This window comes from Microvirga sp. GN3, from assembly GCF_055792825.1.
Genome location: NZ_JBVVAK010000017.1, coordinates 1 through 13,118, shown reverse-complemented (window position 1 = coordinate 13,118; position 13,118 = coordinate 1). Strand labels below are relative to the sequence as shown.

Annotated in this window: 11 protein-coding genes; 9 read left to right on the top strand and 2 right to left on the bottom strand. The window is 58.1% G+C overall.

Features of this window, described 5'->3' with window-relative positions:
- Positions 1-17: 17 nt before the first annotated feature.
- The gene (locus ACS5Q1_RS10830; RefSeq protein WP_473098175.1) at positions 18-962 is read right to left on the bottom strand and encodes a COG3904 family protein; all 945 of its coding nucleotides are present in this window, start codon (positions 960-962) and stop codon (positions 18-20) included.
- A gap of 106 nt (positions 963-1,068) precedes the next feature.
- Between ACS5Q1_RS10830 and ACS5Q1_RS10825 the strand changes: the two genes are divergently transcribed.
- Genes ACS5Q1_RS10825 through ACS5Q1_RS10815 form a run of 3 tightly spaced genes read left to right on the top strand, consistent with a single transcriptional unit; the run spans position 1,069 to position 3,319 of the window.
- Positions 1,069-1,887: a DUF7007 domain-containing protein gene (locus tag ACS5Q1_RS10825; RefSeq protein WP_473098174.1), complete on the top strand. Its 819-nt coding sequence runs from the start codon at positions 1,069-1,071 to the stop codon at positions 1,885-1,887.
- Between the two features lie 30 nt (positions 1,888-1,917).
- Positions 1,918-2,970, top strand: coding sequence for a hypothetical protein (locus ACS5Q1_RS10820; protein ID WP_473098173.1), 1,053 nt, complete (start codon positions 1,918-1,920; stop codon positions 2,968-2,970).
- The gene (locus ACS5Q1_RS10815; RefSeq protein ID WP_473098172.1) at positions 2,954-3,319 is read left to right on the top strand and encodes a hypothetical protein; all 366 of its coding nucleotides are present in this window, start codon (positions 2,954-2,956) and stop codon (positions 3,317-3,319) included. Before ACS5Q1_RS10820 ends, ACS5Q1_RS10815 begins: the two co-directional genes overlap by 17 nt.
- A gap of 9 nt (positions 3,320-3,328) precedes the next feature.
- Here the strand turns inward: ACS5Q1_RS10815 and ACS5Q1_RS10810 are convergent, their stop codons facing one another.
- Positions 3,329-3,961 carry a hypothetical protein gene (locus tag ACS5Q1_RS10810; RefSeq protein WP_473098171.1) on the bottom strand — a complete coding sequence of 211 codons (633 nt, stop codon included), beginning with the start codon at positions 3,959-3,961 and terminating at the stop codon, positions 3,329-3,331.
- 174 nt (positions 3,962-4,135) lie between these two features.
- On the opposite strand from ACS5Q1_RS10810, the gene ACS5Q1_RS10805 reads away from it, so the two are divergent.
- The 6 genes from ACS5Q1_RS10805 (at position 4,136) to ACS5Q1_RS10780 (ending at position 12,938) form a co-directional block, all read left to right on the top strand.
- Entirely contained in the window at positions 4,136-4,414 is a 279-nt protein-coding gene (locus ACS5Q1_RS10805; RefSeq protein WP_473098170.1) for a hypothetical protein, read from the top strand.
- A gap of 32 nt (positions 4,415-4,446) precedes the next feature.
- Positions 4,447-4,719 (top strand): hypothetical protein, encoded by a 273-nt coding sequence (locus ACS5Q1_RS10800; protein WP_473098169.1) that lies wholly within the window; start codon positions 4,447-4,449, stop codon positions 4,717-4,719.
- Positions 4,712-5,062: a hypothetical protein gene (locus ACS5Q1_RS10795; protein ID WP_473098167.1), complete on the top strand. Its 351-nt coding sequence runs from the start codon at positions 4,712-4,714 to the stop codon at positions 5,060-5,062. The genes ACS5Q1_RS10800 and ACS5Q1_RS10795 overlap by 8 nt, the downstream gene beginning before the upstream one ends.
- Before the next feature lie 201 nt (positions 5,063-5,263).
- Entirely contained in the window at positions 5,264-11,398 is a 6,135-nt protein-coding gene (locus ACS5Q1_RS10790; protein ID WP_473098166.1) for an Eco57I restriction-modification methylase domain-containing protein, read from the top strand.
- Between the two features lie 68 nt (positions 11,399-11,466).
- The gene (locus ACS5Q1_RS10785) at positions 11,467-11,961 is read left to right on the top strand and encodes a hypothetical protein (protein ID WP_473098165.1); all 495 of its coding nucleotides are present in this window, start codon (positions 11,467-11,469) and stop codon (positions 11,959-11,961) included.
- 164 nt (positions 11,962-12,125) lie between these two features.
- The gene (locus tag ACS5Q1_RS10780) at positions 12,126-12,938 is read left to right on the top strand and encodes an outer membrane protein (RefSeq protein ID WP_473098164.1); all 813 of its coding nucleotides are present in this window, start codon (positions 12,126-12,128) and stop codon (positions 12,936-12,938) included.
- Positions 12,939-13,118: the final 180 nt, after the last annotated feature.

Here is a 13,118-nt window from a genome sequence, read left to right as displayed (position 1 = left end):
CCTTTGCCGGGTCCTTCCTACTCTGCCTTCGGATTAGCTGGCTCAAATCCTTCAAACTGATCATAGCTTTGTCTAAACTGCCTGTACCGAGCTATCCGGTCTCCCGCCATAGCATCTGCAAGGCATCCCGACCGCTCCCAGGTATTGTTGAGCGCGGCCAGCAAACCTTTCCTCTGCAAGACTTCAGCAGCCTCACGATCACTGCCGGTCTTGCACCGAGCCATAAGCCACTCCATGATCTCGGGCGGGTAGCCTAGGAAGTCTGACCGTATCTCGGCCGTCGTTGGAACATATATCTCTCGAGACGATGTCGCGAACATGATGTCTACGTACTTACCTGGCACTCCCATTTCCTGAAGATAGTTGACGACAGGCTGCCTCACGGCCCGCATCCTGTTGACCGATTCCTGCAATGTGAGCTTCGCATTTGCACTGGGGTCGATATAGAATCTGTGTATGCCGACCGCTGCTTCGTTTCTTCTGACCGCGCCGACGTAGATGAAAAAGCACGCAGACGCACAAACGCAGGGGCCGGGGCGTCTGCGGCCGCTACGCTTCATTGTCGCTGTATCATTCTCGAAGCAGACGCCTTTACCTTCTTCAATTTGAGCAGGGGCAATCGCCTCCAGATAGAGTTCCCTCGCAAGACGACCTATCTGCAGCGCTTCGTTAACGTCTCCTCCTGGGGATCGCAGATACAGCAGCGTCGGAACGGACCTCCCTTCCGCCAGCGCGGCACGGAATTTATAATAGTCGCCCTTGACGATTTCGCCGCTGATCAGAATCCCGTGGTCGCTGGCGTCGCTACACTCGGCGAACTGGAAGCAGTTCGGGCTGACCCTTCCGATCGTTGCTGCTGTCGCTGGTAATGCGCCGATAAAACTCCAGGCGACAGCCACCGCCGCAGCCCATTTGGCTCCTGCTTTTAGAATCATCCTGCCCCTGCCCCATTCAAACGCCACGAGCAATGCTCGCCCGCAGAAGGCTTCAACTTAAAGCGGACTGAACTCCCTTCCAACAGCCATTCTGGAGAAAAACAGAACCTAATCCCCAAAAGCAGGAGCGGCTATGAGCGAGCACGAGATCGAACAGTCCTCAAACCAAGACTCCGGTTACACCCTGAGAGTTGTTGAGCTGTCGGGTGCATATCCCGGGTTCCGTGTTCAGCGCCTCGAAGAAGGAGTGCTACAAAGCAAGCCCTACTGGTACCAACTCGCCTTTGTTGACACGCTGGAGGACGCTCGCGAGGAGGTACGCCTCATTCATCTGGCCGGCGTCGAGCTGAAATCCCTCACGCGCGAATATATCTCTTTCGGGAATAACCGCCCGCACACCCCGGACGGCGCGGCGGATTATGGATACAAGTACGCTGATGGCGTCTGCAAATTCAACACTCCGGGTCACGGCTATATGGTTCTCGATGAGGAGCGAAACCAGACAGTCCACGAAGCCTGGCGCAACTCAGCCGGCTTTTACGAGGAAGATGTCTGCTGGGCGATCGTCGCCCACCACTTCCCCGACCTGTTTACCACACGGGACCGGCGCGACGCTAAGCGAACCTTGATCAACTACATGCCGCATGAGTACATGGCTGTGACTGGAGAAGTGCTTGCGGTCACCGACAGCTTCCGGCTCCAAGAGCAAGCCTTCGCTGACGCCACTAAGGACAAATGGGTCACAGTTTCGGCCAAGAGCGCTCCCGCCGGCATGGTTCAGGTTACGGCTGTTCTCGGTGCTGATCGCATTTCCGGTCGGCTCAATCGGAAAGAGCGAACCTTCCTCCTGACCGAGGCTGAATATGATGGCCGGTCAAAGTTCGGTCTTATCATCGACCCTGAGAAGAACCAGGAAATCACGCCGGTAAGCGCAGCTCTAGCCGCTGCCTGACGCTCCTCACTCCCCATTCTGGAATTTCCGATGATTGAAATGACGGCACGCCCGCCGCAGCTAGATTTCTTTGCAGAAAACACCTCGCCTGTGATGGCCGCGGCCGGACTTGGTGTCGATTCAGTAGCGATGCTTGTGGAGCTTGTCGAAAAGGGAGAGCGCGTAGACGTAGCTCTGTTTGCTGACACAGGCAGCGAACGGCCGCAAACCTACCAATACCTCCCGATATTCAAAGAATGGCTTGAAAAGCGCGGCGTGCCGCTGATTGTCGTCAAATACCAGCCCAAAAACTATAAGAACTTCCCTCCTTATAGAACATTAGAGGAAAATTGTCTTACAAATGGCACGCTTCCAAGTAAAACCTTTGGCTATGGAAGTTGTTCTCAGAAATGGAAGATACAGCCGCAGGACCAATGGGCGAATAGTTGGGAGCCTGCGCGGCGGTGTTGGGCCGCTGGGGGCAGGGTAATCAAGCTTATTGGCTATGATTGTAGCCCTGCCGATCAAAAACGCTACAGGGAACGTGAAGGTTCCACAGATAGTCTTTATGAATACAGATATCCCCTCCGGGAGCTCGGCTGGCACAGATCCGACTGCATAGAGCGAATTAAAAAGGCGGGCCTGCCAGTTCCGATCAAAAGCGCTTGCTTCTTCTGCCCTGTGACGAAGGCACATGAACTCCATGATCTAGAGAAGCCTTTGCTCCGTCGGATCGTTCTGATGGAGGCAAGGGCGAAGCCCCGCCTAACCGCCGTAGATGGGCTTTGGCGTAAGCCGATTCTCGGAATGCGAGGTGCAACTCCTCGACCTGGATCGATGACGGAATACATCGTCGACAAAGGTCTCCTGCCCGAGGAAGAGGTCCGTATGATCATCGAAATCGCCCCTGAAAACCTCGTGTCCTGGCAGGCGTCAGTGGCCGACATCGACATATCCGAACGTCCTGAAATGCGCCGGTGGATCGAATTTTTCGATATGACCTCGGGTGATCTGATGCGAACCGGTTCGACTCCATCGCTCTATCCTGAGATGGAAGTACCGTCAGCAGCAAACGAGGATGCCTCCCGTGGAGCAGCAGCCTAAGGACATGTCTATCTCCGCGACTGATACTCCCCTCCTCGTCCTGGCCTCCGAGGAAGAAGCAACGGCGATCCTCTCCATGATGGAAGGCATGCTCGACGTCCTCAAGGACGATGGGCTCCAGGCTTCTCCCGACTTTGAAGACCTGGAAGCAGCCCGCGTCTGGCTCTCCCAAGCGGTCGAGGAGCAGGCCTACCCCGCTCGCATTCCGATGGACCTTTCCGCAGCCCAGCAGACGATGCTCCGCAACGTCATAGCAAATGTGTGCGACCAGGGAGAATTTTGGGATGACGGAAACGGCTCCGCCAAACCCTTTACGGCTACTATCGAGAACTATAGCGGGAATCCTTAGTTGACCCCGCTACCAATTTGAACACCGCGCCTGCTCGTACCGATAGTTTTCAGCCGTATCCAACGAACCATTCAGTCGCCGGGACTCTTCCATCATCTGGTCGAACACCCGCGCTGTCGCCTCAACAACCTTATTGAAGGACAGCTGTTGGGCCTGGGGGGAGCTGAGTTGTTGTGGCGTCAGCGAAGCCACCGCATTGTTGATGTCGAACTGCAGCCTACCCGCATAGGTCGTGATTGAATTCCGGTAGATCCGGACGTGCTGCATCTCGTGCTGCCGAATGTTTTCATACTCGCAGGTTCCCGGTCGATACTTCGCCGCGATAAAAACCTGGATCGGCTCCTTGAACCCGAGGGTAACAGCCACGCCACGGGGTCGATAGCAATCCTGCATCACCTCACCCTGCAGTTTAAGATCATAGCTTGGTCGGGCCTGGGCCAACCCGTTGATATGCCAGCCAGACATTGTCCGGATCTGTTGCTGCGCTGACGCGGCAGCCACGACGTTGGCTGGGGAACTTATTACAACCTGCGGCTCAGGAGTCTGCACGCTCACTTGCACAGGTACGGGGCGGCACTGAGCATATGCCCCGGTAGAAACGATACTGGCAACCGCAACGGTCGCCAAAGCGAGATAGCGCAACGTTCTCTCCTGATTTGCGTAGCCGAAATAAAAAGCGGCCGTTGTGCACTATAATGCGGCATTCCTTCAGCCAAAAGCCGCAGTTCGCCCAAATTCGCCTGATTCCGCAGGATTTCAGCCAATCCTGAGCCGGACAGAATTTGTTCCAATCCCCAAAAATAGGAGAACAGCCACATGGCAACCCTGATCCTGAAGACTTTCCAGGCTTTCCCGGCCGAGGGACCGCACGGCGCGCCTCGTACGGCTCTTGCCCGCCTTCCCGAGACGATCCCCTTCCCCGACCGGTCGGTGACGATCACATCTGCTGCCGATGCCCAGGCCGCATTCGAAACCTACTGCGAGCATGTGACTGCTAATGGGAAGCCGGCCCACGCGTTCGGTGACCTCAAGAGTGGCGACCGTGCTCCCCGTGGGTTCAAGGCCCTGAAGCTTGATCGCTACGTCAACGTCTGATCCTCGGGCCAGTAAGGGAACGGTACACTTCTATGCCAACACTCATCCTTTCCTCCCAGAACGCGTCCTCCGACGGGTCGGGCTTCAATTCGATCCATTTCAGTCTCTGCAATGAGGAGACGCCTCTCCCGCGGGAAAACGTGGAGATCCGGACTGCTGCCGACGCATCGGCAGCAGTCGAACAGTATGTCGAGAAGGCAAAGGCCACCTCGAAAGGAACCTGGGTCTCTGCCAGTCTTAGAAAAGGCGACCGCGCTCCCAACGGCTTCCGGCAGTTGAAGCTGGATCGGTTCGTCAATGTCTGACGGAAACATCACTCCCGATCTGTCCGAGCAGGCTTTCATCATCGAGGGGAATGGCGACTCATTCATCATCCGCGATCCCAATAGCGATCTGATCGTCGCGGAGGTCCAGTACCATCCTGTCGAGGGCTTGGAGCCGCTGGAAACCCCCTCAGGCCAGACCGCCACCCAGATGGCAGCTTCGCCGGTCCTCTTGGCAGCATTGCAGGATGCCGAACAGGAGATCGAGAACCTTCTGAGTGATCTCACGGAGGAGCCTGAGGAGGACAGCCTCGCCCAGCAGACCTTGGCGACGGTCAGGGCAGCCCTCGCGCTCGCAAAGCGGAACGCCCCTTCTGAGGATTAGGCACCGTCTCCCACGAAGCCGCCTGATTCTTTTTATCACCAAACGTTTCATTTGCAGACCTGAGATGAGGCCTGGGCGCTAAGCGCCTGGGCCTTTTTTATTTTTAGCCAATTCAGACGTTGGAATTTCCCACATCAAAACCCCCAAACGCTGGCTTCGGCCAAGCGGCCTTCGGCCCAAGCCAAACGAATGAGATTGTCCATGATGTCAGATGCCTCGAACGTCGCGATCAACCTCGCGGATCAGATCGACGAGTGCCGCGAGTTTTCGCGCTCGAAGCGCGTGAATATCAGCGAGATCGCCACACGCTTCGGGATCACCTTGAAGGAGGCCCGCTCCCGCGTTCAGCTCACAACCGTCGCTCCCCAGATCATCGCGCTGTTCCGGCAGGGCCATCTCGATCTCGAGCAAATTGAGGCGTTGAGTATCACTTCGGACTTCAAGGCCCAGGAAAAGGTCATTTTCCACGCCCTCAACGAGTGGGCGGCCGAACCAGACCAAATTCGCCTCATCCTCAGCCCCATGGGCATTTCCGAAGGCCACCGGCTTGTCGGCTTCGTCGGCCTTGACGCCTACAAGGCTGCCGGCGGCTTCGTCCAACGCGATCTCTTTGGCGAACCCGGCAATGGCACCGTTTCGGACTCCTCGCTTTTGGTACAGCTGGCTTCGCGAAAGCTCAACGCCGTCTCTGGCCAGGTTAAGGCTGAAGGCTGGAAGTGGGTTACCACCGGAACCGCACCGGACGCCGCCTGGGATATGATCCCCTATCGCTCCCCGGATCTCTCACTTGCTGCCCCTCTGCCGGCCGTCACAATCCCCGCCGAGTGGCTCGCTGTCTCCGGCGCCCTCGTCGGCATCGATGAGAAGGGGGCACTCAGGATCCAGCGCGGCCTGGTGAAGCCTCAGGACCTTGAAGCTGTAAAGCAGCTTGCATCGGCGAACGAGAATGTCCCAGCTGCCGAGCGGATCGAGATTGTCACCGAGCCCCTGCCCTTGCAGGTCGAGCAGCAGGGAGTCGGCGCCTCTCCTGAGGCGGCGTCCACGAATGCAGGTGAAGCCCTGCTTCCCGAGACCGAAACCGCCGAACCCGTGGTTACCCCCGAAACCGTCGTAGAGAATGCCGACCCCTTTGTTGGCGATGTCGTCATCGATACCGTCCTGGAAGAAAAGGACCTCGTCGCGATCGCGCCGGAGCCCGAGATCGACGGCCGGCGCAATTACCGTATCCAGCCCGGTGAACTGAAGCGTCAAGGCTCCTGGAAAGAGACGGCTAAGCGCAATATCGAGATCATCGAACTCGCGAAGGCCATCACTGCCGAGGGACGGGAAGCCACGGATGAGGAGAAGTCCCTCCTCACCAAGTATACAGGCTGGGGCGCCAGCGAGATCGCCAACGGCATGTTCGGCGTCGGCTACCGCCATGACTGGTACCAGCTGTCCGATCGCCTGAAGGCGCTTCTCACGGACGATGAGTACCAGGAGGCCAAGCGCACCACCCAGTATGCCCACTACACCAGTGAGGCGGTGATCACCGCGATCTTCAAGGGCATGCACCGTCTGGGCTTCCGTGGCGGTTCGATTCTAGAGCCTGGTATGGGTATCGGTCTGTTCAATGGCCTCATGCCCGAGGATATGGCCGCAGCCAGCACGTATACCGGCATCGAGTATGATGCTGTTTCGGCTTCTATCGCCCGTATCCTCTATCCCCGCAGCCACATCATTACAGGCGACTACGCCAAGACCGCCTTGCCGCGTGACTTCTTCGACGCCGCTATCGGAAACCCGCCGTTCAGCTCCACCAAAGTTCTGAACGATCCGGAGTACAAGAAGCAGTCGTTCCTGCTGCACGACTACTTCATCGCCAAGACCATTGATCGCGTGAGCGAGGGAGGCATCGTTGTCCTGATCACCAGCAAGGGCACGATGGACAAGAAGAACGACAAGGCCCGCCGCTACATCGCCGAGCGGGCCGACCTGGTGGCCGCTATTCGCCTACCCCAGACCGCATTCAAGGAGAATGCCGGCACCCAGGTCGTGACCGACGTTCTCTTCCTACGTAAGCGCAGGGCTGGTGAAAAGGTGCGCCGGACCAGCATGGGCGCTGCCCTCTACCGCACGAACGAGCGCGGCGAAGCCGTTGGTGAGCCGATCATCCACCTGAACGACTGGATGGAGACCGCCAAGATCGAAGTCGAAGGGTACGATTTCGAGATCAACGAGTATTTCGTTTCCAACCCGAACATGGTTCTGGGCCGCCACAGCGTCAGTGGATCGATGCATCGCGCAGTGGAATACTCTGTCGATCCTCTGACCGACGTCACCATTGAGGACGCATTCGAGGCGGCTATTCAGACCCTGCCCGAGGGCATCTATACCCGGCGCCCCAAAACCTCTTCGGTCTCCTCGACCGCGGCCACCGGCCCGACAATCGATCTGGATCCGAGCAACCGTAAGGTTGGTGGCCTGTACCTCTCTGAGGACGGCACCGTCATGCAGTTCGAGAACGGCATCGGACAGCCGTTGACCCAACGATTCAACTCGTCTGGAAAACCTATCGATCTGCGCCCGAGCGAGCTCTTCTGGCTCAAGGGCTACATCAAGCTCCGTGATGCCCTGAAGAAGGCTCAGGCAGACCAGCTCAACGATGGAAACTGGGAGTTCTCGCTGGCTCGCCTCAACGAGACCTATGACTCCTTCGTCAAATCCCATGGCCGGATCCTCCAGTACACCGTGATCGAACGGTCGAACCCCGATGGCACCATCACCGAAACCAAGCGCTTCAAGAACGATCCCCTAATCCGGATCGATGCCGAAGGCGCACTTGCGTACGCCCTGGAGACCATCGCCGAAGATGGGGAAATCCGCCGCGGGCCGGTTCTACAGGGCCGGGTGCTTAAGCGCGATCAAGAGCCCGCCATCAACACGACCCAGGATGCCCTGTTCGTGTCGCTGAACCGCCTCGGCCGGCTCGACGTCGATGACGTGGCACGTCTTGCCCAGTTGAGCCGCGATGAGGTGATTGCTGACCTGGGAACCTCCATCTTCAAGGATCCGGCAGGTTGCCAGTGGGTCATGGCAGACGAATACCTGTCCGGGAACGTGGTCCAGAAGATGAAGGACGCTATGGCGGCCTGCAGCCTCGATCCGAGCTATAAGCGGAACGTCGAAGCCCTGATGGAGGTGCAGCCCAAGCCGCTGGCGGCCACGGACATCATGGTCCGACTTGGCGTCAACTGGATCCCGACCACCGACATCGAGGAGTTCGCTCAGGAGGTCATCGGCGACCGGATGAAGGTTGTCTATACGGCATCCCTCGGGACCTGGACGGTTACCTGCCACCATCATGCCGTGTCCGAATGGACCTTCGACCGGATGGAATCTTCCGACGTTCTGCAGGCCCTGCTGAACAGCAAGCAGATCAAGATCGTGGATCGCCATGAGGACGGCTCCTCGACCGTCAACGTGGAAGCCACCGAGAAGGCGAACGACATTGCAACAAAGATGCGCGAAGCCTTCCAGAAGTGGCTTTGGACCGATGCTGATCGCACGGAGCGTCTCGTTTCCTACTACAACGAGAACTTCAACAATATCGCGCCGCGTGTCTTCGACGGCTCACACCTGACCCTTCCGGGCCTCTCGCTCAGGTTCTCGCCCTACGCCCACCAGAAGCGGGCCGTCTGGCGGATCATCCAGCAGGGTGACGTGTACCTAGCGCACTCCGTTGGTGCAGGAAAAACCTTCGAGATGATCGCCGGCTCGATGGAGCAGAAGCGTCTTGGACTGATCTCCAAGCCGATGTTCGTCGTTCCCAACCACATGCTCGCCCAGTTCTCGCGGGAATTCCTCGAGATCTATCCGGCGGCGAACATCCTGGTGGCCGACGAATACAATTTCCATACCCACAACCGCCGTCGGTTCGTGGCCATGGCCGCTCTGAACAATCCGGATGCCATCATCATCACGCACTCCGCTTTCGGGCGCATCGGGATGAGCAACGAATTCTATAAGGAGTTCATCGACGACCAGATTCGCGAGTGGGAATGGCTGCTCCAGGATGTCGAAAGCTCAGACCGTCGTACCCGCAAACAGATCGAGCGGCGCATCGAGGGCCTTGAGCGCCGTCTCGAAGCCCGTCTCGCCTCGGACAAGAAGGACCAGGTCCTAACTTTTGAGGAACTCGGCGTCGACTTCATAAACGTGGACGAAGCGCACACTTTCCGGAAGCTGGATTTCGCAACGAACCAAGGAAACATCAAAGGCATCGACCCGGCTGGATCTCAGATGGCGCTCGACCTGTTCATGAAGGTCGATTACCTCCGCCGGAATAATAAGGGCCGTGCCTTGGTCATGGCGTCGGGTACCGCTATCACAAACACCATGGGCGAACTGTTCACGGTGCAGCGGTTCTTCCAGCCCGCCCAATTGGAAGCCGACGGTCTGGGCAGCTTCGATGCATGGGCGGCCCAGTATGGTGACATCGTTGCCGGCTTCGAGCAGAACGCCGCCGGGGGCTACGAGATCGTCAGCCGCTTCGCCAAGTTCTACAACGTGCCGGAGCTCATGCGCCGTGTGCGTAGCTTCATGGACATCCTGTCCAGCAAACAGCTTGGTGAACTGGTGGAACGCCCACTCATTGAGGGTGGTCAACGCCAGATCGTCGTGACGCCAGTCCCCACGGGCTATAAGGAGTATCAGAAAGAGCTCGAAGCCCGTATCAAGGCGATCCGCAATCGTTCCGGCGCCCCGAAGAAGGGCGACGACATCATCCTGACCGTGATCGCCGATGGGCGTTTCTCAGCCATCGATATGCGCTTCGTCGATCCGAACTGGCCGGCTGATCCGGACAGCAAACTCAATCGGATGCTCAGTGACGCCATCGACTCCTACCACGAGACCGCCGACTTCGAGTTCTTCGATCCGGTCACGAAGAAACCCGAACCACTGAAGGGAGCAACCTCCATCATCTTCACGGACATTGGCTTGGGCGAGCAATCCGCGATCAATCGCGGGTTCGACATGAAAGCCTGGATTCAGCAGCGTCTGATTGAGGGGGGAGTCCGTCCGGAACACATCGCCTTCATGCGCGATCACAAGCAGCATGCCAAAAAAGAACGCCTGTTCGCAGAGCTGCGCGAAGGCAAAAAGAGGATACTAATTGGCGGACGCGATATGGAAACAGGAGTGAACGTCCAAAAGCGCCTCTATGACCTTTTCCATCTCGACGCGCCGTGGTTCCCGGCTTCGGTCCAACAACGCGAGGGTCGCATTGAGCGTCAAGGCAACCAGAATAGCTCGGTTCGTATCCGTGCCTATGCGACAAAAGGCTCTTATGACTCCACCATGTGGGGCATGAACGCCCGCAAGGCGAGGTTCATCGAGCAGGCTATGAACGGCGACGACTCAATCCGGAGCATGGATGACGTCTCCGAGGCCTCCGCCTTCCAGATGGCTGCCGCTCTGGCGTCCGGCGATGAGCGTTATATGCGCGTAGCCGGCCTCAGAGCTGACGTTGAACGCCTTGAGCGTCTACGCCAGGCCCACAACTCTGAACAGGGTAAACTCCGCAGCGAGAGGCGTTGGGCGGAGAAGACCATAGAGTCCTCGACATCGACGGTCGATATTGTCCGGGAGGCGATCAAGCAGCGGGAACCCGTTCCGGCCGGAGAGTTCAACGGTACAGTCGACGGTGTCGTATACGACAAGCGCGAAGCTTTCGGTAACGCCATCATCAAATCGGTTGCACAGTATGTGAACCGGCAGACCGTCGGGAACCGTGAAATCGGCACCCTCGCCGGTTTCAAGATCCTGTTCGTCGGCATCCGCCCCACGAACTTCACGAAGTATAGTGCCGAAGTGTATATGGACCTCCCCGGAGATCCTGACCCGATCGTCACGTACCCCTTCGATCAGGACCTCGCCCCTGGTGGCATCGCAACCCGTGGACTGAACCAAGTCGGTGGACTGGAACGCCTCCTTTACCGCCACGAGGACGAAATCCAGCGCAACCAGCGCAAGATCGAGCAGATCAAGAACCGCCTTGGCGTTCCATTCGCCGAGGAGGCAGTCCTGCTCGAAAAGCTGGCTGAACTCGATGCCCTCGAGGCAGAGCTCGCCGCCGAGAAGGCGGCCGAGGCCGCGTCCACTGACGATGCTGAGGACGATGGCGAGGCAGAGAGCCCGGTGGCCACCTCCGACGAGGCAATCCAAGACGGCATCGAGGAGGTTGCCCTCGAAGTCCCTTTAGTCTCATCGGACCTCAACCAGTTCGAGGAGCCGCCGCAGCCTGCCAATGATGACCTCTCGTTTACCCAAATGGCAGTCGGGTATGCACTTTAATTCGGATTGCTGCTATAAGACGCAAATCGGGCGAACGAGAGTTTGCGAATCGTAACATGACTACATCGATGATTGACGATAGGACCGTCTCGGCAGCAATTGAGGAACGGGTGGCATTAGCTCTGCTGCTCGTCCTCAACCTTGCCGGTCTGGCTGGATGGCTCACATTGGGCATCCTGGCGCTTATTGCTCTTGCAGGGTTGTTCCGTTCCCCGGAACGCCGCTCTCTTCTTCACGCCGTTGGCTTGGAGCGGATTACGTGGAAGCAGGATCTCTATAGAGCTTGGCGCGCCCGATATATGCAAAGCCGGATGGCAGCGAAGGAGAACCTCGGTAAACTGGACGCCCTGAAGCGCCTCCGCCGGAATGTCGAATTCTACCAGAACCGAACCTTCTATGCTCTCACGTTCATTCTGGCCGCCGTTCCTTACGGCTTCAACATGCCTCCGGTCTTCGCCGTCGGCATTCTCCTGATGCATACGTTCGTGGCCACCTCACGGTGGCTCGCAGTCCGGGAACACGAACGGACTATCGCTGCGCGAAACGTTCTTGGGACAGCTTAATCTTATCTCCCAATAGGAAATTGCCAGAGACAATCTGAAAACCCCAAAAAAGCGTTCCCTGAACGCTCGACATAGCCAGCTGCTCAACAAATCTCCCGCAGTTGCTATCCCGGCACCATGCCCCGGGCCGGAAACGTTCCTCTAACAGTCACACTGAGGTTGACATGCGTTATCGTTCTATCCTTTCGCTCGCGGCCTGCGCAGCCATGGCAATGTTCGCTCTGCCCGCTGCTGCAGCGGATCTGCCTTTCGTGTCCCAGCCAGTTCCGGTCCCGGCCTTCACCGCCGTCGGCTCCGGCTATAACTGGACCGGCTTCTACGCTGGCGTGAACGCCGGCTATGGCTGGAACAACAGCGACGATGTGTCGGTATCTGGGTCGGAAGGCTTCTTCTTCAACGACGCTACTTTCGGCGGCTTCAATACGTCCGGCGGCGATGGATTCACGGGTGGCGCGCAGGTCGGCTACAACTACCAGATCGGCAAGTTCGTGGTCGGCGCTGAGGCTGACATCAACTATGCCGACCAGGAGACGAAGTCCTTCGGTGCTCTCGCCACCGGCCTTGCCGACGAATCTCTTGAGTTTCGCTCAGAACTCGAATGGTTCGGCACCGTCCGCGCCCGCGTCGGTTTCGTCCCGGCCGATCGCTTCCTCGTTTATGCGACCGGCGGCTTAGCCTACGGCTCGATCGACGCCTCCGCGACCAACACGCTGACCACCAGCGCCACTCGTCCGGCCGACGTTTGGGCTGGGACCGAGTCCGACACCAAGTTTGGCTGGACCATCGGCGGCGGCGCCGAGTACGCGCTGACCAACAACCTCACGCTTCGTGGCGAAGCCCTCTACGTCGACCTTGAGGACACCAAGATCACCAGCACCTACACCGGAGACACCGACATCCTGGCTGAAGACACCTTCACCGCAAAGGCAGACAACAAGTTCACGGTTTTTCGCGCTGGCCTGAACTACAAGTTCTGATCCTCGAACGCCCCCTTTGAGGAAAAGAGAAGGCCCGGTGCTTTTTGCACCGGGCCTTTTTCGTGTGCCGAGCATGTTCGACAGCTTGGAGGTGCAAGTCCTCTACCCAGCCTGATGGCGGCGAAGGGTTAGCGAAGCGCAAGGGCGTCACCGCGAGGTGGGGTCTGAAGGAAGCGTGGA

Bases quoted from the DNA above. Each gene is read 5' to 3' on its own strand.
- ACS5Q1_RS10825 (WP_473098174.1), top strand. From the start codon at position 1,069: ATGAGCGAGCACGAGATCGAACAGTCCTCAAACCAAGACTCCGGTTAC.
- ACS5Q1_RS10820 (WP_473098173.1), top strand. From the start codon at position 1,918: ATGATTGAAATGACGGCACGCCCGCCGCAGCTAGATTTCTTTGCAGAA.
- ACS5Q1_RS10805 (WP_473098170.1), top strand. From the start codon at position 4,136: ATGGCAACCCTGATCCTGAAGACTTTCCAGGCTTTCCCGGCCGAGGGA.
- ACS5Q1_RS10800 (WP_473098169.1), top strand. From the start codon at position 4,447: ATGCCAACACTCATCCTTTCCTCCCAGAACGCGTCCTCCGACGGGTCG.
- ACS5Q1_RS10795 (WP_473098167.1), top strand. From the start codon at position 4,712: ATGTCTGACGGAAACATCACTCCCGATCTGTCCGAGCAGGCTTTCATC.
- ACS5Q1_RS10790 (WP_473098166.1), top strand. From the start codon at position 5,264: ATGATGTCAGATGCCTCGAACGTCGCGATCAACCTCGCGGATCAGATC.
- ACS5Q1_RS10785 (WP_473098165.1), top strand. From the start codon at position 11,467: ATGATTGACGATAGGACCGTCTCGGCAGCAATTGAGGAACGGGTGGCA.
- ACS5Q1_RS10780 (WP_473098164.1), top strand. From the start codon at position 12,126: ATGCGTTATCGTTCTATCCTTTCGCTCGCGGCCTGCGCAGCCATGGCA.